The sequence below is a fragment of the Thalassobaculum sp. genome, assembly GCF_965223715.1.
In the GTDB taxonomy this organism is placed as follows: domain Bacteria; phylum Pseudomonadota; class Alphaproteobacteria; order Thalassobaculales; family Thalassobaculaceae; genus Thalassobaculum.
In genome coordinates, this window is sequence record NZ_OZ245012.1 from 522,093 (window position 1) to 545,559 (window position 23,467).

Annotated in this window: 18 protein-coding genes and 1 tRNA gene; 3 read left to right on the forward strand and 16 right to left on the reverse strand. The window is 66.2% G+C overall.

Features of this window, described 5'->3' with window-relative positions:
• Positions 1-116 precede the first annotated feature (116 nt).
• Positions 117-233: transfer RNA gene (locus ACOQOP_RS02470), tRNA-Val, on the forward strand.
• Positions 234-643: 410 nt separating this feature from the next.
• Here ACOQOP_RS02470 and ACOQOP_RS02475 read toward each other — a convergent pair.
• The 14 genes from ACOQOP_RS02475 to ACOQOP_RS02540 form a co-directional block, all read right to left on the reverse strand.
• Positions 644-1,618, reverse strand: coding sequence for an ABC transporter ATP-binding protein (locus ACOQOP_RS02475; RefSeq protein ID WP_420564731.1), 975 nt, complete (start codon positions 1,616-1,618; stop codon positions 644-646).
• Positions 1,619-1,631: 13 nt separating this feature from the next.
• Positions 1,632-2,612 (reverse strand): ABC transporter ATP-binding protein, encoded by a 981-nt coding sequence (locus tag ACOQOP_RS02480; protein ID WP_420564732.1) that lies wholly within the window; start codon positions 2,610-2,612, stop codon positions 1,632-1,634.
• A gap of 88 nt (positions 2,613-2,700) precedes the next feature.
• Positions 2,701-3,072 (reverse strand): VOC family protein, encoded by a 372-nt coding sequence (locus ACOQOP_RS02485; protein WP_420564733.1) that lies wholly within the window; start codon positions 3,070-3,072, stop codon positions 2,701-2,703.
• 71 nt (positions 3,073-3,143) lie between these two features.
• A complete protein-coding gene (locus tag ACOQOP_RS02490) occupies positions 3,144-4,016 on the reverse strand; it encodes an ABC transporter permease (RefSeq protein ID WP_420564734.1) in 873 nt (290 codons plus the stop codon).
• A gap of 34 nt (positions 4,017-4,050) precedes the next feature.
• Entirely contained in the window at positions 4,051-5,010 is a 960-nt protein-coding gene (locus ACOQOP_RS02495; protein ID WP_420564735.1) for an ABC transporter permease, read from the reverse strand.
• Positions 5,011-5,077: 67 nt separating this feature from the next.
• Positions 5,078-6,844: a peptide ABC transporter substrate-binding protein gene (locus tag ACOQOP_RS02500; RefSeq protein ID WP_420564736.1), complete on the reverse strand. Its 1,767-nt coding sequence runs from the start codon at positions 6,842-6,844 to the stop codon at positions 5,078-5,080.
• A 477-nt stretch (positions 6,845-7,321) separates the two neighbouring features.
• Positions 7,322-9,553: a cytochrome c3 family protein gene (locus ACOQOP_RS02505; RefSeq protein ID WP_420564737.1), complete on the reverse strand. Its 2,232-nt coding sequence runs from the start codon at positions 9,551-9,553 to the stop codon at positions 7,322-7,324.
• A gap of 299 nt (positions 9,554-9,852) precedes the next feature.
• Entirely contained in the window at positions 9,853-10,686 is an 834-nt protein-coding gene (locus ACOQOP_RS02510; RefSeq protein WP_420564738.1) for a hypothetical protein, read from the reverse strand.
• Positions 10,671-12,368, reverse strand: coding sequence for a cyclic nucleotide-binding domain-containing protein (locus tag ACOQOP_RS02515; RefSeq protein ID WP_420564739.1), 1,698 nt, complete (start codon positions 12,366-12,368; stop codon positions 10,671-10,673). The genes ACOQOP_RS02510 and ACOQOP_RS02515 overlap by 16 nt, the downstream gene beginning before the upstream one ends.
• Positions 12,369-12,379: 11 nt before the next feature.
• Positions 12,380-13,381 carry a cytochrome c family protein gene (locus tag ACOQOP_RS02520; protein WP_420564740.1) on the reverse strand — a complete coding sequence of 334 codons (1,002 nt, stop codon included), beginning with the start codon at positions 13,379-13,381 and terminating at the stop codon, positions 12,380-12,382.
• An 86-nt stretch (positions 13,382-13,467) separates the two neighbouring features.
• Positions 13,468-14,730: a 2Fe-2S iron-sulfur cluster-binding protein gene (locus tag ACOQOP_RS02525; RefSeq protein WP_420564741.1), complete on the reverse strand. Its 1,263-nt coding sequence runs from the start codon at positions 14,728-14,730 to the stop codon at positions 13,468-13,470.
• A gap of 2 nt (positions 14,731-14,732) precedes the next feature.
• The gene (locus tag ACOQOP_RS02530; protein WP_420564742.1) at positions 14,733-16,064 is read right to left on the reverse strand and encodes a hypothetical protein; all 1,332 of its coding nucleotides are present in this window, start codon (positions 16,062-16,064) and stop codon (positions 14,733-14,735) included.
• Between the two features lie 44 nt (positions 16,065-16,108).
• Positions 16,109-18,211 carry a multiheme c-type cytochrome gene (locus ACOQOP_RS02535; protein ID WP_420564743.1) on the reverse strand — a complete coding sequence of 701 codons (2,103 nt, stop codon included), beginning with the start codon at positions 18,209-18,211 and terminating at the stop codon, positions 16,109-16,111.
• A gap of 196 nt (positions 18,212-18,407) precedes the next feature.
• Positions 18,408-18,992 carry an amino acid synthesis family protein gene (locus ACOQOP_RS02540; RefSeq protein WP_420564744.1) on the reverse strand — a complete coding sequence of 195 codons (585 nt, stop codon included), beginning with the start codon at positions 18,990-18,992 and terminating at the stop codon, positions 18,408-18,410.
• A gap of 696 nt (positions 18,993-19,688) precedes the next feature.
• Here ACOQOP_RS02540 and ACOQOP_RS02545 point away from each other — a divergent pair.
• Positions 19,689-20,999: a class I SAM-dependent methyltransferase gene (locus ACOQOP_RS02545; RefSeq protein WP_420564745.1), complete on the forward strand. Its 1,311-nt coding sequence runs from the start codon at positions 19,689-19,691 to the stop codon at positions 20,997-20,999.
• A gap of 18 nt (positions 21,000-21,017) precedes the next feature.
• On the opposite strand, the gene ACOQOP_RS02550 is transcribed toward ACOQOP_RS02545, so the two are convergent.
• Positions 21,018-21,455 carry a DUF2000 domain-containing protein gene (locus tag ACOQOP_RS02550; protein ID WP_420564746.1) on the reverse strand — a complete coding sequence of 146 codons (438 nt, stop codon included), beginning with the start codon at positions 21,453-21,455 and terminating at the stop codon, positions 21,018-21,020.
• Positions 21,456-21,637: 182 nt separating this feature from the next.
• Between ACOQOP_RS02550 and ACOQOP_RS02555 the strand changes: the two genes are divergently transcribed.
• Positions 21,638-22,138, forward strand: coding sequence for an Lrp/AsnC family transcriptional regulator (locus ACOQOP_RS02555; protein WP_420564747.1), 501 nt, complete (start codon positions 21,638-21,640; stop codon positions 22,136-22,138).
• A gap of 40 nt (positions 22,139-22,178) precedes the next feature.
• Here the strand turns inward: ACOQOP_RS02555 and ACOQOP_RS02560 are convergent, their stop codons facing one another.
• Entirely contained in the window at positions 22,179-23,393 is a 1,215-nt protein-coding gene (locus ACOQOP_RS02560) for an MFS transporter (protein WP_420564748.1), read from the reverse strand.
• Positions 23,394-23,467: the final 74 nt, after the last annotated feature.

A 23,467-nucleotide genomic window follows, 5' to 3' on the forward strand; every position in this document is an offset into this window, starting at 1 on the left:
GGATTGATAGTGGGGAATATGGTGGGTGATAGTGTGTGACGCAACTCCGGCACCCCACGAGAACCCCATTCGGAACGTCGATAATGGGTTTGTAACGATTGAAACCTAAGAAACACGGGAGTTCGAAGAGCGGCAGAATTCTGGGAACAATGGCAACTAGAGAAACACCAGAAACAGCTGACATTACGTTGACATCGTAGGGGTCGCTGGTTCAATCCCAGCCGCGCCCACCACTTAAGTGCCGGTTTTTCCATTATATTTTCCGATGCGCTGGGCGACCCGCGAGAAAAGCCGCCTGTCTCTTTTCTTCATGCGGACCGGGCACGGAGCAAGAACGGAAGCTAGCATCGGCCTTCGACGTCCACCAAGCCGTCATGGAGGGCTCCCGAACGTGCCCCCAGCTGGGGCTAGAGTTTTGGGGCCTTGGTCAGCATCACGGGCTGGCTGCGTGTGCTGATTTCATGAGCGCTGCCGTTACCTCGTTCCCGATCGCGCTGTGTAGTCGCTGTTCGGTGGGGGCTCTACCCCAAGCCCCAAGGTCTCCGCCATATCGGCGGGGGTGACGAACCAGTGTGGCTTCAGGCAGTCCGCCCGGAGCCGACCGTTGACGCTCTCGGCCGGGCCGTCCGCATGGGTCTCCCGGCTACTCGCGCAGGTGACACGCGACCCAGTGGCCGTCGCGGGTCTGCTTCAGCTCCGGACTCTCGGTACTGCACAACGGCAACTGACGGATCGGGCAGCGTGTGTGGAAGTGGCATCCTGACGGCGGCCGGATCGGGCTCGGCACGTCGCCCTGAAGACGGATGCGCTCGCGCTTCATCGTCGGGTCCGGGATCGGCACCGCCGAGAGCAGCGCCTCGGTGTAGGGGTGCAGCGGCGTCGTGTAGATGTCCCTGGCCGAGGCGATCTCGACAATACGCCCGAGATACATGACGGCGACCCGGTCGCTGATGTGCTCGACCACCGAAAGATCATGGGCGATGAACATATAGGTCAGGCTGAACTTGCCCTGCAGGTCCTCCAGCAGGTTGATGACCTGCGCCTGGATCGAGACGTCGAGGGCGGAGACCGGCTCGTCGCACACGATCAGTTTGGGCGAGACGGCGAGGGCCCGGGCAATGCCGATGCGCTGGCGCTGACCGCCCGAGAACTCGTGAGGGTAGCGCCGCATGTGATCGGCGTTCAGGCCGACCGTTTCCAGAAGCTCGACGATGCGGTCCTCGAACTCCTGCCGGCTCTGCGTCAGCTTGTGGATGATCAGCGCCTCACCGATGATCGCCCCCACCGTCATCCTCGGGTTCAGCGAGGCGAAGGGGTCCTGGAAGATGATCTGCATGTCCCGGCGCAGTGCTGTGAGCTCGGACGGGTCCATCGCGGTCACGTTCCGCCCTTCGAACCAGACCTCGCCGGCGGTCGGCTCGATCAGCCGCAGGATGCAGCGCCCGGTCGTCGACTTGCCGCAGCCGGACTCGCCGACCACGCCGAGGGTCTCGCCGACCTGCAGGTCGACGGTGACCCCATCGACGGCATAGACCTTATCCACCTCCCGCCGAAGGACCCCGCCCTTGACCGAGAAGTGCTTCTTCAGGTCTTTGACCCGCAGCAGTGGTTCTGTCATCGCGTGACCATCCTCAGGCATCGTAGAGCACACAGGCGACCTTGTGGCCCGGGGCGATCTCGCGCAGCGGCGGGACCTCCTCTGTGCAGACCGGGGTTGCGAACTTGCATCGGGCGGCGAACCGGCATCCTGGCGGGGGGTGCAGCAGACTGGGCACGACGCCGCCGATCGCCTCCAGGCGCTCCTTGCGCTCCGCCACCATGTCGATCCGCGGGATCGAGCGGATCAGGCCCTGGGTGTAGGGGTGTTTGGGGTCGGCGAAGAGCTGGGCGGTTGTCGCCTCCTCGACGACGCGCCCGGCATACATCACCACCACCCTGTGCGTCGTCTCGGCCACCACCCCCATGTCATGGGTGATCAGCATGATCGCCATGCCGACCCGCTCGCGCATTTCGGCCAGCAGGTCGAGGATCTGCGCCTGGATGGTGACGTCGAGGGCGGTCGTCGGCTCGTCGGCGATCAGGAGCTGCGGATTGCAGGACAGCGCCATGGCGATCATCACCCGCTGTCGCATGCCGCCGGAGAACTGATGCGGGTAGTCGTCGACCCGCCGTTCCGGCGTTGGAATGTTGACCAGCCGCAGCATCTCGATCGCGCGGTCCTTGGCCTCCCGCTTGCCCAGGCCCTGGTGCAGCCGCACCACCTCGGCAATCTGCTCGCCGACGGTGTAGACCGGGTTGAGGGAGGTCATCGGCTCCTGGAAGATGATGCCGATTTCCTTGCTGCGGATCTTGCGCATCTCGTCCGCGTCCAGCGGGACGATGTCGCGACCCCGCCAGAGGATCTCGCCCTCGACGATCTTGCCCGGCGGCATGGCGATCAGCTTCAGCACGGTCATCGCGGTGACGGTCTTGCCGCAGCCGGACTCGCCCACGATGCCTACCGTCTCGCCCCTGTCGATCGACACGTCGACGCCGTCGACGGCACGCACCATGCCGTCATCGGTAGCGAAATGCGTCTTCAGTCCGCGAATGTCGAGCAAGCGCTCGCCCATGCCCCCTCCTAGATCACGCCGCTGCCCGATGCAGCTCCATGTTGTCGGCGCCCGTCCCGGTCACCATTCGGTCTTCAACCCTCGTGCCCTACTGGTGCACGGCCTCCAGCTTGTGGCCGTCCGGATCGAGCACGAACGCCGCGTAGTATGTCGCTCCGTAGTGCGGGCGTAGTCCCGGCGCACCCCCATCCGTCCCGCCGGCCGAGAGTGCCGCCGCGTGGAAGGCATCGACCGCCGCCCGGCTCGGCGCGTCGAAGGCAAGGTGAAACCCCGCCCCCGGCGCCTGCACCTGCCCCGGTCTTGGGAAGAGCGCCAGCTTGTCGCCGCCGCCGGGCGGGCCGTAGCCGACACCCTTCGGTGTACTCCACACGCGGACCCAGCCGAACGGCTCCATCACCCGGTCGTAGAACCGTGCCGCCCGATCCAGATCCTCGACCCCGAAAGACAGGTGCCCCAGCATCTCTCCTCACATCGAACGCCGCGATCTTCGCGTCCCTGCGGACGGCGATGACCCGATAGGCACTCATCGGGTCAGATCACCCGGCGGGGGTCGAGCGCGTCGCGCAGGCCGTCCCCGATGTAGTTGATGCTGAGCACGGTCAGGAAGATCGCGGCACCCGGGAACAAGGCCCAGTGCGGTGCGAAATCGAGATAGTCCTTCGCGTCGAACAGAATGCGACCCCATGTGGGGATGTCCGGCGGCACGCCCAGGCCGAGGAACGACAGGGTCGATTCCAGGATGATGGCGACCGCCACGTCGATGGTCGCGGCGACGATCACCGGGCCGAGCGCGTTCGGCAGGATATGCCGGACCACCTGACGGGAGGGCGAGGCCCCGAGAGCCCGCGCCGCTTCCACGAACTCCTTCTCCCTCAGCGAGAAGAACTGCGCGCGCACCAGGCGTGCCACCGGCATCCACCTCAGCCCGCCGATCACCGCAACGATCAGGACCAGTACGCCCATCTCCGGTCCGGCGATGTCCTTCAGCGCATCCCGGAACAGATAGATCAGGACCAGCAGAAGCGGCAGCTGCGGCAGCGACAGGAACAGATCGGTCACCCACATCAACGCCGTGTCTACGCTGCCGCGGGCCATGCCCGCCACCGCTCCGACCACCACCCCGACGCCGATCGCGACCAGCATGGCGCACAGGCCCACCGCCAGTGAGATTCTGCCGCCGTAGAGCATGCGCGCCAGCACGTCCTGACCCAGGTCGTCGGTGCCGAACGGATGCGCCAGCGATGGTCCCTGGAGCATGGCGCCGAAATCGATCTCGTTGATCGGCACCGGCCAGAGAACCGGCCCCACGATGACCGAGAGGATGATCAGGAACAGCACGATGGCGCTGCCCACCGCGAGGCGGTGCTTGCGGAACCGTCGCCAGGCCTCTATGCCCGGCGACACGCCCGACCGGCGTGGAGCCGCTGCGGCGGGACCGCTAGCGGTAGGAGATACGGGGGTCGAGCCAGCCATAGAGCAGGTCCGCGATCAGGTTGAACAAAATGACAAGGCAGGCGAAGACGAAGGTGACCGCCATGATGACCGGCGTGTCGTTCGCCAGGATCGCGGCGATGAGCAGCGAACCGATGCCGGGCACCCGGAAGATCTGCTCGGTCACGACGGCGCCGCTGAACACGCCGGGCAGCTGAAGGGCGACCAGCGTCACCACGGGAATCAGCGCGTTGCGCACGATATGTTTGACCACGACGACGCTTTCATTGAGGCCCTTGGAACGGGCGGTCGTGACGTAGTCGAGCCGGACGACGTCAAGCACCGCCGAGCGTACGAAGCGCGTATAGATTCCAGCCTGGAACAGACCCAGGACGAAGACCGGCATGATCGACTGCTTGATGTGTTCCCAGATGAACATCATCCCGGTGGCCTCGACGTTCGACTGGTAGACGAACGGCAGCCAGTCGAGGGTGATGCTGAAGACGAGGATCAGCAGTAGGCCGGTGAAGAAGGTCGGCAGGGAGAAGCCGACGAATGCCAGCGTGGTGGCGATCTGGTCGAAGAGCGAGTAGGGCCGGATTGCGGCGTAGACGCCGACCGGAAGGGCGACCAGCAGCGCCAGGATCTGCGACGAACCGATGACGATCAGCGTCGTCGGCAGGCGTTGCAGGATCAAGACGTCGACATCGACGCGGCTGACGAAGGAGAAGCCCCAATTGCCCTGCAGCATCTGGGTCAGCCACTTCACGTAGCGCTCCCAGATCGGGTCATCCATCCCGAACTTCTCGCGCAGGGACGCGGCGACCTCCGGCGGGACGGCCGGGTTCTGCGCCAGTTCGCCAAACGGGTCGCCGGGCGCCAGCGCCAGGACGGTGAAGATGACCAGACTGATTCCAAGCAGGCTCGGAACAGCAATGAGCAGACGCCTGATGAGATACTGGCTCACGATCCCTCAACATGAACTGAGGGAGCCGGCCGGAATGGCCGGCTCCCAGTTACGCGTTCACCGGTGATCAGGATTCGCGGAACCAGTCCTTCAGGTTCCAGGTGTTGTTGTCCCAGCCGCTCATCGGTGCGTGCAGCTTGCTCGAGACGGCGGAAACCTGACCGCGGTGCACGACCGGGATGACCACCACGTTCTCGATGACCAGTTCGTTCATGCGAACGAACAAGGCCGCCCGCTTGACCGGATCGAGCTCACCCTCGGCCTGACGATAGAGCGTGTCGTACTCCTCGTTCTGCCAGCGCGTGATGTTGCGACCCTGCCACTTGTTGGTCTGGTTGGAGTATTCCCAGGACACGAACTGGTTCATGAACGTGCCCGGATCGGGCTGTGTCATGGTCGTCGTGTACATCTGCAGGTCGGTATAGAACTTCGTGTAGGTGTCGGGGTTGCCGACGTCCGACGAGAAGTAAACCGAGGCGGTGACCGCCTTGATCTCGATTTCGATGCCGGCCTTCTGGCAGGCCTGCTTCACGATCGCCTGGGTCTTCTGGCGCGGCTGGTTGATCGACGTCTGGAAGACATACTTCAACTGAACGCCGTCCTTTTCGCGGATCCCGTCAGAGCCGGGCTTCCAGCCGGCGTCGTCGAGCAGCTTGATGGCCTTATCCACGTTCAACTCGAACGATGTGGACTTCGATACGAAGCGTTCCGGGTTGTTCAGGAAGTTGGCCGTGGCCTTGCCGGTCCGCCCGTAGATGTGGTCTTCCACGGACTGGCGGTCGACCAGCAGATTGATCGCCTGGCGAACCGCCGGATCGGACAGGGACGGATGCTTTGTCTTCAGGCTGGCTCGCTCGCCGTCGACCTCGGCCCACGGATCGGTGTTGTTGAGCTGCATGTGCTCGATATTGCCGCCGAAGCTGATCGAGACCGTGCCCTTGCCGCCCTCTTCGAGCCGCTTGAGGATCTCGTCCTCGACCTGCATGTTCCAAGCGAAGTCGTACTCGCCGGTCTGCAGCACCGCCCGCGCCGCCGACACGGCGTCACCGCCGCCCTTCATTTCGATGGCATCGAAATACGGCTTGTTGGCTTCGTGGTAGTTCGGATTGATCTTGCCGCGCACGAGGTCGCCCGGCTTGAACTCCTCGAAGATGTACGGGCTGGTCCCGATCGGCGCCAGGTTGGCCGGCGCGTCGCGGGACTTGTCACCCATATAGGGCTCGAACACGTGCTTGGGGATCAGGCAGCCGCGGGTACCGACGAAGGCGTCGGCCCAGAACGGCGTCGGCTTCGAGAACAGCACCTTGATCGTGTGGTCGTCGATCTTCTCGACTTCGACATCCTTGTAGCTCGCGATGGTGACGGCCGCGGCCGCCGGATCGGAAGCGTATTTCCAGTTGAACAGGCAGTCGTCGGCGGTGAACGGCGCGCCGTCATGCCAGGTGACGCCCTGTTTCAGCTTCCACGTCACCGACAGACCGTCGGCGGCGACGCCACCGTTCTCCAGGCTCGGGATCTCGGCCGCGAGGACTGGCATGAGGTATCCGTCGTCGTCCCAGGCGGCCAGCGGCTCGTAGAAGAGACGAGATCCATCCTGGTCCTTCGTGCCGACCGCGAAGTGCGGGTTCAGCAGGGTCGGGCCTTGCCACCAAAGCAGTTTCAGTGTGCCGCCGCCGCCCGCCTTGGTCGGCTTGTAGGCCGACGCGGACTGCGCCTGCGCGACGCCGTTATACATCAGGATCTGTGCGGCCAACGGTGCCGTCAGGCCGAGACCGACCATCGTGCGCACGAAGGATCGGCGCGACAGCCTGCCCTCCTTGACCTCATTAACCATGCCTCGAATTTGATGCTCGTCCATCGAATCCACTCCCACCCTGTTCCAATGCGGACTTTGGTCGTGTCGAACCAGATGCGCCGATATTCTGCGACTTCATGCTAAGGCTGTTGGTTAGAGAATTACAATCTCGCTTTACGCGTCAGGGGGACGGCTTGACTTGTTTGACCCCAAGACCGCAGCCAAGTTGTTCTCCCGTCCACACAATCGGCCCCGATCACAGATCAGAGAACGCATGACGTCGGCATTCGTGGGAGAGACTGCGAGCAGAGTTTATGGGCGAGGCTTTGCGGCTCATCGTGGTGACCGACGGAAGCGGGGATGCGACGGAAGCCGAACGCCTTGAAGGTCGGATAGGTAGGGAGACCGACACCGACTAGGCGAACACCCGGGTATCCGGTTTGCGTATCCGACCCTCGTGGCCGAGTTGCGTCAGTATCCGCGCCCAATAATACGACGTCCCATACGCTTCATCCGCTATGGTCGCTCTTGGCGGGGAAGCAGCACTTCCATGCGTGTCGGAACCGTCGGTGTCGGGAAGGTGCCGACGTGATAGGCGTGACACTGGGTGCAGCTGTCGCCCGCCCGACCGGGGGCGTGGCAGGTCGAACAGGTGGCGAGGGTCGGCTGGCTGAAGCCGGCGACCATGCCGGCGTGAGGATCGCCTTGCGCATACTGATCTTGGAAGGCGCCCACGCCGCCCGATGCGTCCGGCCGGACCACGGCGTGGCAGGTCTGGCATCCGCCGGACTCGCCGATCAGGCTGAAATGCGGGGCATGGGCGAAGCGCACGAAGGTCCGGATATCGGGGTCATAGTCCATCGGCGTCCAGTTGACGGCGCCGGTCCCGGCCGCCGGCCCGTCCTGGATCCGATCGATGCTGTGGCACCTCAGGCATGTTCCAGGCGCCTGAGCGCCGCTGAACACCGAAAGCAAGCTTTCGCCGCCTTCGGTCTGCGGGCTGGCGGCCGCCACGTTGATCCAGGCCCGCATGAAAGGGTCTTCATGTCCGGTCGGCCGATATCTCAGCGCGAACTCTCCCCGGTACCAGCCACCGTCCCGCATCCAGTCCTCCGGCGAGACAGTGGGCTCGACCCGCATCGGCGGCGCTGCGACCTCGGCCTGAGCGACCGGCGGCGTCGGTGCCATCTCCGGTGGCGGTGCGAGAGCTTCGTCCGAGGGCACCTGAGGTGCCGGGAAGGTGTTCAGGCCATCTGTGGAGGGTGGCGCCAGAATGTCCGACTGATCAAGAGACGGCGCGGCGAGAATGTCCGACTGGTCCGGTATCGGGGCCAGAATGTCCGACTGGTCAATGGCCGGCGCAAGGTCGTCCGACGGCGCGGCAAGAATATCCGATTGGTCAGGTACGGGCGCCAGGATATCCGACTGGTCGCCCGAGGGTGGGGCGAGGATGTCGGCCTGCATGTCGCCGGGGGCTGGGAGGATCGTCGACTGGTCCGGTTCCGCACCGGGAGCCGTGGCATCCGCTTCGGCGGCTGCCGGGCCGGGGACCGGGTCCGGCAGGTCCGGGAACGGGCGGGCAAGTTCGCTTGCCAGGGACGGGAACCACTCCTCGGCGGCAGCCGCGACCACCTCCATCGGCAGATAGCCGAGCAGGGCGCCGGTCTGACCGGCGGGCATACCGGCTGCGGTCCGGTTCGGAGCACCCTCTGCCAGTCTCGTTTCCGCAGCCTGGACGCCGTCGGCGAGCAGGTCGCCGAGCAGGCGCTTGACCGCGAAGGCCACGGTCGCGACCGCCCGGATGTCTTCCGGCGCCGCGTCCCGCAGGTCCAGGAGGTCCAGACCCGCCAGCCGGTCGAGAGCGGCCGCAACGGGTGCGTCCGCCGAGAGCAGGCGGGCCATGAACGGAGTGATCGGCTCCTCCGACCATTCCGGCCAGGCGCCGATATCCACGCCGCGGGCTTCCAGCTCCTGCAGGTCCAGACCCGGCACCGCCAGGAACCGCAGCCCGGCCGGACCAATCGAGCCGGTCCCGGCGATATCGGACTGGTGGCAGGATGCGCACATGGTCTCGAAAGTGGCGGTCAGCATGGCCCGGCCGTCGGCCGATGGCAGGTGGCAGACCGTGCAGGCCTCCGGCGCCTTGCCGACGCTTTCCTCGGCACCGAAATGCCGGTCGAGATGGGCGGCGTGGTCGAAGGCGATGCGGGGGCGTCGGTCGAACAGCGGTCGGTCGAACTCCGGATGGCCGTTCGCGAACGAGGCGAACTGAGCCGTGTGGCAGGTCTGGCAGGCGCCCTCCGGCATGTCGGTGAGGTGAGCCTGGACGCCCCGGTGTTCGCGATGACAGGTGGCGCAGCCGACAGTCTGAGCCGGCATGCCGGCATCGGAGAACAGCCAGCCCGACACCCTGAATTCGAGCGGCGTCTCGGTCGTGTGATCCGTCTGATGCGCCCGCGCTGCGTCGGTCAGGGCGGCGGTCACGGCCGGCGGCCGGGAATGCGGCAGCTCTGCATGCTCGCCGAGCTCATGGCAGGAATGGCAGGCGGCATCACCATGGCCTTCCGGCGCCTTGCCGAAAGCGGTCATGACCCAGTCGACCGGCCCGTCGTCGAACCCCGCGTGGCAGCCTGCGCATCCCCCGACCACGCTGTGCTGGAAGGTGAGCGGTCCCGGCGACAGCAGTGCGTCGCGGTCGCCGCCCGTGAGCGCGATCATGGCCAGCCCGATCACCGCGACCACGACCATGCGGGTCACCCGGCGGCGCAAGGCGCTCAGGCTGCGTACCGGGACGCAGGGCGGGCGCTGGACCGAACAGGCGCCGTTGGGACGTGGACCGGCCTGACAGGGGCCTCCGGCGCTGGCCGGGCGTGTGCAGTGCCAGCGGTCGCCCCGGCGTACCGGCGCGCAGTCGGCGGTACCCTGGCAACTGCCCCTGGCATCGGGTCCACGGGGGCAGGGCTGGCCGAGGGCCAGCCGGCCGCACCGCCATGCCCGGTCGGGACGGTCGTAGGATCCGGCGCCGGCGGCTCTGTCGGGCCGGCCGGTCACGGCCCCACCTGGAAGGCATGGGCGAGGACCGCGTGGACCACCATGAGGACCAGAAGCGCATGGGCCAGGGGCACATGGACGAACAGCCAGAGCCGCAGGGCCACCTGGGCGGCGTACTGGTAGTCGAGGTCGTCCTTGGCCTGGACAAGCGCACAGAGGCGGTCGAGCGTGTCTCGCCCGGTTGCGTCGACATACCGGTGAAGCGAGCGGATCTGTTGAAGCTGACGCCGCAGGTGGCCGTGATATCCGGTCAGGTGGGACAGCGCGTTCCGCGGACGCTGGAAATAGGCGCTCAGTTCCTTGTGGTAATAGTCGGCGATGGTGACCGACGCCGTGTCCCGGGCCGAGGCGATGGCCAGGGCCTGTGCCTCGGCGGCAATCTCGGCCCTACGGGTGGCGATACGGTCGTAGAGTTCCCGGGCCCCGTGGTCACGCATGCGCCTGGGGAGAACCCGGTTCAGCCAGATCCCGACCGCCCCGCTGATCGCGACCAACAAGAACGGGAGCCAGAGTGCGGTCTCGAATGGGCCGTCCGGCAGGCCGAATCCGGTATGGGTGAGGAAGACGGCGACGGCGAACCACCCTGCATAGATATGGACCTGCTCCCAGGCCGACGCGCTGCCCAGGGGCATCACCGGGATGCGCCGGCGCAGGTCGAACAGGGCGAGCCCGGCGATCAGGGCGAACAGCATCCAGCCGGTCACGAACCTCGTGTCGTGGAGGGTGGTTTCTGCCAGATGGGTGGTGGCCACCAGCAGGGCTGCAGCGAGGGCAACGATCGAGCCGTTGCGGAGCCGGCGGCGGGTGAACCCGGTCAGCGACGCAACCATGCCACCAACTCTTCCGGGTCGCTCATGTCGAGGCGGACCAGGGCGTCGTTCGGACAGGCGCGCTGGCAGGCAGGTCCGCCGAGCCGTCCGGCACACATATCGCATTTCGTCGCCCGATGGATCGCCGTCCCCGACTCTCGGTCGGTGATCACCTGTCCGGCGCGGTCGGCGATGTCGACCATGACGATGTTGTCGTAGGGGCAGCTCCGCGCGCAGGTGCCGCAGCCGATGCAGGTCTCGTCGTTGATGTGGACGTCGCCGAGGGAGAGGTCGCGCTGGATCGCGCCGGTCGGACAGCCGATCAGGCAGACGGCGTCGACGCAGTGCATGCAGGCATGGGCGATCATCACGTCGTCATGGGACGGACCCTGGCGCACGAAGCGGGGATTGCCGTCATGGGTCGCGGCACAGGCCTTCACGCAGTCGTCGCAGCCGGTGCAGCGATCGAGATCGATCACCATGGTCTGCGTGCCGTTGATGATCCGCTCGTCGATCAGGAAGTCCACCAGCGGCTGCTCGATCCCGGTGGCGCTCTCGTCCCGCTTCCAGACCGGCGTGGAGGGCGCCTCCGCCGGGGTCGCGGTCGGCAACAGGTGCGCGGGCAGGGTGGGCAGCACGTGGCGCTCCATCACCAGGGCCGGGACCCGCAGAATGTCGAGATAGCCGATCGCCCGCAGGCTGTAGCGCAGCGGGAGGGCCGCTCCCGTTCGCCACTGCCGGACCAGCTCCTCAAAGCCGAAGACGTCGTTGTTCTTCAGGTAGCCGACCGTACGGTCGCCGTGATCCATATGCTCGGTCACCCGGGCGAAACCGGCGCGCACCATGATCAGATCGTCGGCAAGGCTGCCTTCTTCGGCGATCAGCGGCTCACCCGCCAGGGGCTCCCTGCGCGACGACGGCACCTCGCCGGTGGGGAAGAGTTCCTGGGTTCCGTGGTTCTCGAAGCGGATCTCCTCGGCGACGAGGGCCCGCGTCCCCGCATCCAGGTGGGCGAAGAGCGGACTTTCCGCCAGATGGGCGAGCAGGCTGCGGGTACGGTACAGATGGTCGACAGCCTCGCGCAGGCCGGGGTCGCGGGCGCGCAGGTCCCGCAGCCCTTGCCAGCGCAGCTCGATCACTTCGCACTCGGTGCCGGCGAATACCGTCGCGGTGCGCGGGGTGCGCGCGAGGGCCGAAATCTCGCCGAACATGTCGCCATGGCTGAGCGGGATGGTCGACTGCTCCGCCAGCACCCGGTCGATATCCGGCAGATAGGCCCGATCCCGGTCGGCGCGCAGATGCACCGCACCGGATCGCGGCGACAGGGTGCGGGTCTCGATCTCCGGCGAATTGCCCCAGAGCTGGGACAGCGCCCGCCAGACCGACCGGCGATCCCGGGGCGCCGCCCGATTGCCGTCGGGACGGCCGGCATAGAGGACGCAGGCGGTACCGGTGAGGATCACGAAAACCGAGTTCCCGTAATCCCCCTCCCGCACGATGATGTCGCCGCGCTGGTAGCGGTTGATCCGGGCGTCGTTGCGCACGATGTCCGCCAGCAGCAGGCCCGGCGGGAACCGTTCTGGGTGGAGATCGCGGAATACCGGTGCCGCCAGGATCCGCTCGACGTCCCCTGCGCCGAGGTCCGGGTCGAACGGATTGTCCCAACGCCGGGGCCGGCTGATCGCGGTGGCGGGAGAAGGCACCTCGGCGCTCCTCAGCGGGAAGGGGTGCCCTTATAGGCGGTCTCGGGCGGCAGGACCGAGTCGATGGCGCCGAAGGTGCTGCCGTCATATTTCTCGACGATCTGGCGGGTGATCGCGCCGACCTTGTCGGCTGCCGCCGACAGGGCCGCCTCGTTGTTCAGCTTGAGGCCGGCGCTATTGGCGGCAACCCCCATCTGCGCGAGTTCCTCGATCTTCAGGTACCCCTCCAGGGCGGCGATCGCCTGGCGGGCCGCCTGCGCGCGCGTGGCCATCGATACCGCGTAGTCGGCCTTCTCCGTCGCCTTGCCGACCGCGCGCAGCGCCGTCTCCAGCTCGACCGCCCGGCCGACGACGAACATCAGCCGCTTGTCGTTGAGCGAAGCGGGCGGGTTGTCGGCCCCCTTGTTGTGCCAGGTGTTGTGACGGACCTCGCCCTGGGACCAGGTCACCAGCTCGAACGGGCTGCCGGCCTTGTGTCCGCCGACATTCACCAGCTTCTCGTTCGGCACCACGTGGCAGGAGAAGCAATAGCTGGCCCAGGCATACATGTCCTTGGGTCGGATCATGCCGGCGGCTTCGGCCTTCTGCCAGCGGATCGCGATCTCCTCCTGGCTTTCCTGGCCTTCCTTCTTGCCGCTGAAGCCGCTGTGGATCGGTTGCCAGGCGCTTGCCGCACCATGGCAGCTCTCGCAGGACACGCCGGCCACCGGCTCGGGTTCTCCGCCACCGGTCTCCACCGTCGTGAAATGGCAGTTCAGGCACAGGCTCTCCGACTTGATCCGCCGCATTCCCATGCGTTCGGCGATCTCGTTCGCCTCCTTCTTGCGGGTCAGTTCGGTGAAGGTCGAGAAGTGGTGCGTGCCCTTCCAGGCTTCGGTCTCGGCCTTGTGGCACTCGGCGCATTTTGCCGGGCCGATCACCTTGAACGCCCCATCGCCGGACTGGGCCGAGGCGGGCGAGGCGACGAGTGCCGCCGTAACGACAAGGGCCGTGACAAGCAACGATGCCGCCATGGCGAGCCGGCCTATGGCCGATCGACTCGGTGACTGCTGCATCATTGTGTCCTCCGTCGGTTTCATGTCGTCTTGTTTCGAGCCGGTCATGCGTCGAGAACCAACCTCTCGCGCGGAACCGCCATGCAGGCGAGGCAGGTGCCGGGTTCCGGAACGACGGCCGGCGCGGCCACGTAGTCTACCGCGCCGGCCTTGATGGCAACGATACAGGTGCCGCAATGCCCGGCCCGGCAGCCGCTCTCCAGGGCCACGCCATTGCTTTCTGCGAGTGCGAGAATCGAGCCGGCGGATCCGTCCCAGTGAAGGGTCTTGCCGGACCGGTCGAAGCGGATCTCCACACCCGCTTCGGCCCCGGCTGCGGGGCGTTCGCTCGGTTGCCGGTGCGCGGTGGCAGCACCGAACGCCTCGACGCGGATATCCTCCGGCGGCACGCCCCAGTCGCGCAGGCCGCCGGCGACGGTCTCCATCATCGGCGCCGGGCCGCACAGATAGAAGACGTAGTTGGTCGACGGCAGCGCGTCCTTCAGCAGCGCCAGATCGATCCGGCCCGGCCGGTCATAGTCCTGGCCGAGGATGCAGGCCTCGGTCGGCTGGCTGTAGCAGGTGACCACGTGCAGGGTCGGATAGAGTCGGCGCAGTCCGGCGATATGCTCGGCGAAGGCATGATGCTCGCGGTTGCGCACGCCGTAGAACAGCCAGATCTCGCGCTCCGTCTGGCCGTTGCACAGGGCGTTCAGTATGCTCAGCAGCGGCGTGATGCCGATGCCGCCGGCGATAAGCACGATCGGGTGGTCGGCTGCCGGGTCGCAGGTGAAGGCGCCGGTGGGCCCGCGGACATCGAGGATGTCCCCCTCGTGCACCAAATCGTTCAGGTAGCCGGAGACGATTCCAGGATCGCAGGCCGCGCCGTCGGGCGCCGGCACCTTCTTCACGCTGATGCGATAGCGTCCGCCGTCGGTCGGCGCATCGGACAGGGAGTAGCAGCGGACCAGGGGTTTGGATTGGCCGGGGATCCGGAACTGGAAGGTCAGAAACTGGCCGGGAAGATAGAGCGGCAGGGGACGACCGTTATGGGCGGTCAGCTCGAAGGAATGAACGTCCTCGGCCTCACGGACCTTCCGCACGACCTTGAGCTTGCGGAACCCGATCCAGGAGCTGACCGCGAGATCCCGCTCCGCTTCGGCCTGTCGCAGCGACAGTTCGACCCGCCTTTCGAACAGGCGGGCTTCGGCGGCGAAACTGCGACGCTCGAAATAGCCCCGTCGCCAGGTGCCGTAGAGGCCCAGCGCCATCTGGGCGAGGGTGCCGGCGACGATGACATAGCCGAGTGTCTCAAGGATCCCGCTCATCGCTAGAATCTTACCAGCAGCTCGGAGCGCGCGCCGTAGCCGAGGTCGCGGGCCTCTTCACGGGACACGAAGCCGTCGAGCTGCAGGACGAAGCGGGAGCCGAGAGCCTGCTGGAAGCGCAAGCCGATCGCGGCGGCGTCCCGACGGTCGGGATCGGTCGCGATCCGCGTGCCGAGCTCGGCGACGAGCTGGGTGCGCTCCTGGTTGAAGAACATCTGATAGCCGGCCGCGGCGGCGACCACGTCATCCGCCCGGTTGCTCAGGGCGGTGCCGTAATCGCCGAGATTTGGGGAGGCGAAGAGAATGCCGACCGGGCCGAGCGGACCGCCGGCGATCGGATCCCGCGCCGCCGAGGTGAACCGGTCGATGGCCCAGGCGGCGTTGACGTACAGCACGTCGTCATTGCCCATCGGGTCGCCGGACAACTCGGCCAGGAACACGGTGCCGGTGTCGACCGCCGCCGAGGTGTCGTCGAGGGCGACGGACTGGGCGACGCGGAAGGCGGTGTTCACCTTGCCGAGCCGCTGGGTCGCGGCAGCGCCTAGGAACAGGCCGTCCGTTTCGCTGCCGCCGTCCTCGCCACCGGTGACCCAGATGGCGTCGAGCGCGACCGTGGAGGTCTGGAAATCCGTCTCGGAGAACAGGCCCACCAGCTTGGCCTTGTCGTCGCGCTCATTGTCGCTGCGGTGGACGTTGCCCCAGCCGAAGAGCGCGGTCAGGCGGGTGTCCACCGAGACGTCGCGGGCGATCAGGGTATCCCGGGTGACCGCGACCGCATCGACGGTGTCATTGATCAGCAGACCTTCCTGGAACAGAAGCTGCTGCCGCCCGACGGTGAAGCCGATATCGAGGCCGCCGGTGTCGAAGGGGTCGGCGTCTGGGAAGATCTCGCCGATCTCTCCCTCGAAGAACAGCGTGGTGATCTCGCCGCTGAACTGATTGCTGAAGCCTTCCCTCTCTTCGGGACGGCGGTGGTAGCCGGAGAACCGGCCCCCGTCCCGCAGGGGCGACAGGCCGAACAGTACCCGCTCGGTCCCGCTGAGCTGCAGGTTGGCGAACAGGTCGAGCCGGTTGGCCCATTCCTGGACCTCGGCGCTGTCGCCGTTCTTGAAGATGCCGACACCCGTGCGGTACTGGCCGAAGACCCAGAGGGCAGGCTGCCAGACGGCCCCGGTCGGCAGCTCGAACCCGGGATCCAGCGGGCCGGTCCCCAGCAGGTCCCGGCCGATCTCCAGCAGCGGCTTGGTGCGTTCGGGCAGCGCGTCGCCTTTGTAGGGGATCGGCTCGTCGGACAGCGTCTTTACCTCGGCCGAGACCGACGGCGCGGCAAGCATGATCGCGGCCGCTGGAAGCAACCGCAGCAGAGGGGACAACCGGCTCATTGGGCGGCCGCTTGGTTCTGCGCGCCGAGGGTCACGATCGTCTCCCGTTCGGCGATGGTCAGGGTGCCGGCGACGATGGCATCGGCGACCTGGCGCGGGCTCATGCCGTAGTCGAAGCCGATGTGCTGGATCGCCAGGATCAGATTGACCGGCACCATCTGCGCCTTGAGCTTCACCGAGATCGCGTAGGGGCCCGCCCCGGTGAGTGCCGCCGCCGGCACCGCATACTCGGCGGTCCGCTGGCCGAGCGGGTCGATGGTCTGCTTGTGCTTACGCGCCGTTCTCGGTCGACCGTAGATCGTCGTCGGCAAGGTCTCGGGCCGCACGAAGGGCAGCACACCCTGGGACGTGTTGATCGGCAGCACCTGCTCCCGCTCGCCGCCGCGCAGCAGGCGGACCAGAAACTTGGACTGGAGGTTGAACAGATCCTCGTCGAGCGGCAGCTCACCCGCATGGACATAGGCGGAATGGGTGTCGCGCAGGTCGCCGTTCGGATCGCGGTCGCCGGACCGGTACACCACGGCCCCGTCGCTGTTCGTCACGGCAACCTCCAGGAACATCAGCCGTTCGGCGTCGAAACCCGTGGGCACCGCGTGGCCGTCGGTGATGTTGCGCACCGCTACCGAAAACGACAGGTCGTCCGGCGCCGCCGCCGTGATTCGGATCTCGTCCAGGGCAAGCCCGTTGCGCAGGACCTCCAGCCGGCGCTCGTCGGCCTCGGCCAGGCGTTTCTTCTGCTCCTCGACGATCTTGCGGGCGTCATACCGGTCGTCGATCGAACGCCATTCCTCGGGGAAGGGGTAGTCGCGCGGGGCCGCGTCTTCGAAGGCATCGGTCCCCCAACCGGCGGCATCGTCGAAGGTCATCCATTCCCGCATGGTCTTGAAGCTCTGCGCCTTAACGTTGAGCGGGAACAGGCCCGGATGAAGGATGGAATGGTCCGGGCCGGCGAAAAAATGACTGGCCAGTTTGCGGGTGCGGGTCGGCTCCCCGCCGACGATGGCCGCCGGGCCCTCCTCGTAGCCGGAGGCCACGCCCTGCTCCTTGCCCATATGGCAGTCCTGGCAGGTCACCCCGGCCTGGGAGGCCGGCGACTGATGGTACTCGGCGAAGGCCTCCTCCAGGCGGAAGCCGTTGACCAGGGTCACGTCGTGGCAGGTGCCGCAGAACCCGGGGGTGACCAGCGGGAAGAACCGCTCGACCTCGGTGTGAATGCCGCGGCCGGGATCGGAGGGGTCGGTCGAGACCCGATAGGTCTCCGGCTCGTCCAGCACGCGGTTCAGTTCCTCGTCGCCCTTGGGGCCGAAGACCGGCTGGTACAGATCACCCTCGACGATCGCGAGGCGGCCGCTGATCTTTCCGTAATTTCGGTCGACCCGATGGCAGGTGATGCAGGTCACGCCTTCCCGGGAGGTCGGGTGCCGGTCGAAATTGGAGACGTAGACCGACTCCTCCAGGTTCATGCCGACCGGCGAATGGCAGCGGACGCAGAAATCGCCGTTGGTACCGCTGGTCTTGGCGTTGATCGCCGCCTGCATGGTCAGGAAGACCGGGCTGAGCTGGGCATAGGCATGCTGGGAGGCGGACCATTCCTCGTACTGCTTGGGATGGCAGGTGGCGCAGGTGGTGGCAGCCGGGAAGCGGCTCTCGGCGAACAGCTTCTCGTGCGCCGCTGCCGCGCCGGACGCGCTCTCTGCGGCGTCGGTCTGTGTCTCGACCGGAACCGGCGCGCCGATCGCCGGTGCGACCGATGGGCTGACGGTGCCCGGCGTCGGGACCAACAACGGATCGTCATTGCCGGACGGCTGGACCAGCAGGTCGTCCGACTGCGCCGGCGCCGGCTGCAGCAGCAGGTCATCCGATTGCGTGGGGGCCGGCTGGAGGAGGAGATCGTCGTTCTGGGCCGGGGCCGTCTGATCGCCGGCGCTCGGTTGCAGCAGGAGATCGTCGTCGGCGGCAGCCAGATGCTCCGCGATCCGCTGAAGCGACGCCGCAGTGGACGCAGCGTCCGCCCTCGCCGTGCTGGCAAGCAGGAAGCCCGCAAGTGGGAGAACGATGACAGCGGCGATCAGATCGCGAAGACGGCCGTTCTTGTCCATGGACAGCATCCGGTCGCTTAGGAAGGCAAGGTAAGAGACGTTATTACCGTGAATTGGAGATCGGTCAAACCTCGCATTCTGCCCTTTAAGGTTGAAGAGTTCCGTGGTTTCAGCTTGGCGGGACCGTCAGGCGATGGCGCGGTCTGGATGCCGACCGTCGACATCCCGGACCGCCGCCACCGAAGAATCGGCCCTCCTAGCGCAACCCGTCCTTTCCCTCGGCCTCGCCGTGGGTCAGCCCGCCGACGCGGGCCAGAGGTCGGCCGCCATCGGTGAGAGCGACGGCTACCAGGATCTCGCCCGCACGGGGGGAGTCATTCAGCCGGACCTCGATCGCATCGAAATGGCTGCGGACATAGGCCGCATCTTTGTGGCCTAGCGGCACGTCCAGGACCTGACCCGGACCGCCCATCTTCTTCGAGGAGGGGACCAATGCCGCCCCTCCGCCGACAGCCGCCCTTAGCGGCGCGCCGAGCTTGGGGTGGAGAATGGCTGCCGCATGCTCCAACTCGCCCGCCTCTCCGACCATGGCGGCCTTGCCGTAGCTCTGCACCCGCTCGGGGTCGATCCCCAGGGCCTCGACGCAGCGCCGGCCCAGAAGGCCGCCAAGCTCTTCGCCGATGTCCATGAGGATGGAGAGATCGTCCGCATAGCGCCCAGCGAACGGGTTGGCGATGACCGCAACGGCCACAGCCTTTCGGCTGGCGGGGCTGATGGAGCGCCCGGATTCTTTGAGAGTTTCTTCGACCCAGACGGAGATCTTGCGGATATCGGCGGTCATTTCCTGTTCCTTCTACCAACAAGTTGTGGACCGTGTCCGATAGTTCAGGTGAACCGCCATGGGCGCTTCGGCGGTCAGGTCATAGCATTCTGGACGACCGTTATGGATCGATGCTGTTGAACGGTTCCAGACTTTATTTTTTGAACAAAACTGCAAAAATCCAAAACCGCAACTTATCAAAATATAAATATAGTCTTAAGTTGCTATAAAATGGACAGTGATTGCTCTGGTTTTAGAAGTTTATCAGTTGGTCGAAGCCCGACTGCCCCACGCGATATCGGATGTTCGCAGCACTAGATGTTTAACTGATTGCCTTCATGCCGATGGATGCGATCGCCATGAACTCGCGAACCGCTGACGGCATGAGCTTCCGTGAGGGCAGTACCCCGTAGACCTCGACAGGAGGTCGGGACCAGCCGGCAAGAACCGAGGTGAGCTGTCGTGCCGCAACGAACGGCGCCGCCTGGAAGCGCGGCAGAAGAGCCACACCTGGGCCGAACGAAGCTATAACGTTCAGCGCTGGACCGAGATCGACCGGGGCGGGCATTTCCTGGAATGGGAAGAACCGGCGATCGTCGCCAGCGACATGTTCGACTGGAGTCTGGCGCAGACGTAGAGCCGAAAGGGGCGTCGAACGATCCCATGCTCGGCCCTACCCGGAAACCTGCGATCTCTCAAAACATTCGGGATCGGTATATGCTGGCCATGCGCCTGAATCCGAACGGCAGACAGCAGCTGTATGGTGACGCTTCGATGGAATTCGATCAGTCAAAGGTCAAAGAGTTCTATGAACAGCATCCCTACCCGTTCCGGACGGCCGAGCCCGAGAAGCTTCCGATCCAGGTTGGGTTGCCCTCAGACATCCGCTTCATCAATCACCATGTTTTTGAGGGGAGACGGGACTTCTCGAAGCCGTTTCGGATGCTGGTCGCGGGGGGCGGGACGGGCGATGCCGTCGTCGGGCTGGGAAGCCAGCTCAAGGCGCTGAACTGCCCGGCGGAGATCACCTATATCGACCTGTCGGAAGCCTCCCGGGCCATAGCGGAACGCCGCGCGACGGCGGCCATGATTCCGAATACGCGCTTCCTCCTGGGGCGTATCCAGGATCTGCCGGATCTGGTCTCCGGCAAGTTCGACTACATCGATTTCTGCGGGGTGATCAATCACGTGGGCGATCAGGCCGCGGTGCTGAGCGTCCTGTCGTCGCTTGTGGCGCCCGGCGGCGGGATCGGCGTCATGGCCTACGGAACCCTGGGGCGTTCCGGCGTCTATCAGGTGCAGGAGATGCTGCGGGCCGTGGGCGCCCATCGGTCCCCCGACGGTGTCGCGATGGCGCGCGCCCTGATCGAAAGCCTGCCGGCGACCAGCCAGCTCAAGCGCAACCCGGTCTTCGAAAACAACACGACGATTTCCGACGTCGAGATTGCCGACCGGTACCTCAACCCGTCGGACCGGTCGTTCACGGTCGAAGAACTGCAGGACCTCGCAGAGGGTGCCGGGCTGAAAATCGCCGCCTTCGCCCCATCCATCTTCTACAACCCGATGACGCTGCTGCGGGATGAAGGCCTACGCAACAAGGTGAAGTCTCTGTCGTGGATCGAGAGATGCGCCTTCGCGGAAAAGATGGGCGGCAATATCGCGATGCATAACTACTACATGATCGAGCCCGGGCGTCACCCGAACCCCGAGCGGCTCATCGAGGATGGCAGCGCGATCCCCACCCTGGTCGGCCTGAGCTACGGTGCCGCGCCACGGGTTCAGAACAACGCGTATGAGATGGACATCAATGTGGGGCCGCAGAGCCGGCACGTCAGTCTTCCCGGGTCCGAGATGACGGCACCGATCCTGCGGGAGATCGACGGCCAGCGGACGCTGAAGAAAATCCATAAATCGCTGAAGGCCAATCTGAGCTGGCGCACCTTTCTGCGCGAGTTCCTGATTCTGTATCAGGGCCTGCACGGCGCCGGCAATTTGGTGCTCAGCACGACGCCGATGCCACGCATCTGAGAGGGAGTCCGGGGTCGCTCAGCGCAGTAGCTTCAGCGAGCCGGTCAGCGACCGGATCAGCCTGGCCGGGCCGGCGAGGCCGACGCCGTCGATCTTCTCGTCCGCGAGCGTGCGCGTCGGGAACACGTGCTCGTACTCCGCGAACTCATGCAGAGAGCCGGCGAAGGCGGGGAATGCGACGAGGGTGAGGTCGTTTTCCTGCGCTGCCGCCGTGGCCAGAAGGTTGCGAAGCCTGTCGCCGTCGGCCTGCAAGATGGGGGTCGGGCGGTCGGCGCTTGCGCGGATCGCCACGCCTTTTGCGTCCGCCAGCCGCAGCCCGCTCATCGCCGGGTGGCATCCGCCGAGACCGATGGAGATCGCGGCGATCGTGTTGGCCAGAAGCCCCAGGGGCAGGTCGGGGTCGACGATCACCGCGACCCGCAGGTCGCCGGCGCCTCTGAGCGGCTCCATGGTCATGTCGGCAGATCTCCAGCGGGTCCGCGCCACTCCGGGCGGCAGGGGGGAGGGGACGGCTAAAGCCCGGCCCCTGAAACAAGGGAAGGCTAGGTTGCAAGGTACGGAATGTGCTCTCTCATTTTGGCGCTTACGGGTAAGAATTCGGTAGATACGTTCGAACTTCACAAATGATCCGGTCGATCATGCCAAATCATACCAACGCGCCGCTCGCACTGGATCCGGCGGACAGGCACATCCTGCGCGTGCTGCAGGCCGATGGGCGGCTGTCCAATGCCGAGCTCGCGGAGCGCTGTGGCTTGTCGACCTCGGCCTGCTGGCGCCGAACCCGCAGGCTCGAGGAGGAGGGGGTGATCGCCCGCTACCGGGCGGATCTGGATCACCGCCGCCTGGGTCTTGGGGTGCAGGTCTATGTGTCGATCCAGATCGACACCCACTCGGACGAGGAGGCGAGTGCCTTCGAAGCGGCCATCGTCGAGCTGGACGAGGTCGTTTCCTGCCATTCCATCGGTGGAGGCGTCGACTTCCTGCTTCGGGTCATGTGCCGCGACCTCGATGCCTATGCCGAGTTCTCCATGACCGTGCTGCGCCGGCTTCCAGGCATCAAGGCGATGGAGAGCAACTTCGTGCTCAAGGAGATCAAGGCCGATCGCGGCCTGCCGGTGGACGGCCCGGCTTTCGGCTAGACCCTGCGAGCGAGGCTGGGCAGGCCTGTTCGAGCGCTCCTCACGGCCCGATCTCCCGCCACCAGCGGCGCGCCACCAGGATCGCCACCAGTCCCTGGGCTGCAAGCGCTACGGTCGCGGTCTGCGCGCCGACCACCTCGGAGAGGAAGCCGAGGTAGAAGAAGCCGACCGGTCCGATGCCGATGCACACGGAGAGCAGGCCGAGCAGGCGGGCGCGCATCTCGACCGGGGCGTGCAGGTAGACGAGGGTGGCCTGCATGACGCTGAACCCGGCCCCGCCGATGCCCACCAGCAGCAGCGCGCCGCCGGCCAGGGCCACGGAGGGGATCGTCGCGAATGCGATCAGGCCGGCCATGAACAGGGTGATGCCGCCGACATAGACCTGTCTGTACCAGCGCGGGCTGGAGAAAGCGGCGATCGTCAGGGCGCCGAGGAAGGCGCCGACCCCGTCGATCCCGGCCAACAGCCCGACGCCCTCAGGTCCGAGGTTCAGGTGGTCCTTGCCGAGCACCGGGATCATGCTGAGGCACGGCCAGCCGAAGACGTTGAAGATCACGGTCACGAGCAGGACACCGGTCATCCGGCGATCGTGCCGGACCCATGCCAGGCCCTCGCGGACCCGCTGCAGCACCGACACGGTATCGGTGACGCCGGTCCGGCTGCGGGTCCGGATGCGCAGCGCCGCCACCAGGGCCACCGCGTACAGGGCGGCACCCAGCCAGAACACCCCGGCGATCCCGGCCGTCGCCAGGATCAGTCCGCCCACCGTCGGCCCCAGCATTCGGCTGGCATTGTTGGTGCCGACGTCGAGGGACATCGCCGGGCCCATCCGGTCGGGGCCGACGGTGTCGCCGATCATCATCCGCCGCACCGGATTGTCCGTCGCCCAGCCCAGCCCGTTCACGAAGCTGGCGACGGCCAGGTGCCAGACCTCCAGGAGGCCGAGCGTGCCCAGGATCGCGATGGCGAGCGAACTGGCCATCATCGCCAGCACCACGAAGATCAGCGCGCTGCGCCGCTCCAGCCGCTCGGCGACGGCCCCCAGGACGGCCCCGAACAGACCCATCGGCAGCAGCCGCAGCATGGTCAGCATGACGACCAGGAAGGCCGAATCCGTCGCCTGGTAGGCGAAGACCCCGACGGCCAGCATCTCCAGCCACCGGACGACGAAGACCACCAGTCCGACCAGCCACAGGCGTCGATAGTCCGGCTGAGCCAGCAGCCAGCCGCGCCTGCTTTCCGCGGGTTGCCCCAAGACGATTTCCTCCACCGCGTTTTCTTGTCGTTGTTTCGGGCGCTGGCCGGGCGGTGTCACGGCGCGCTGCGTCC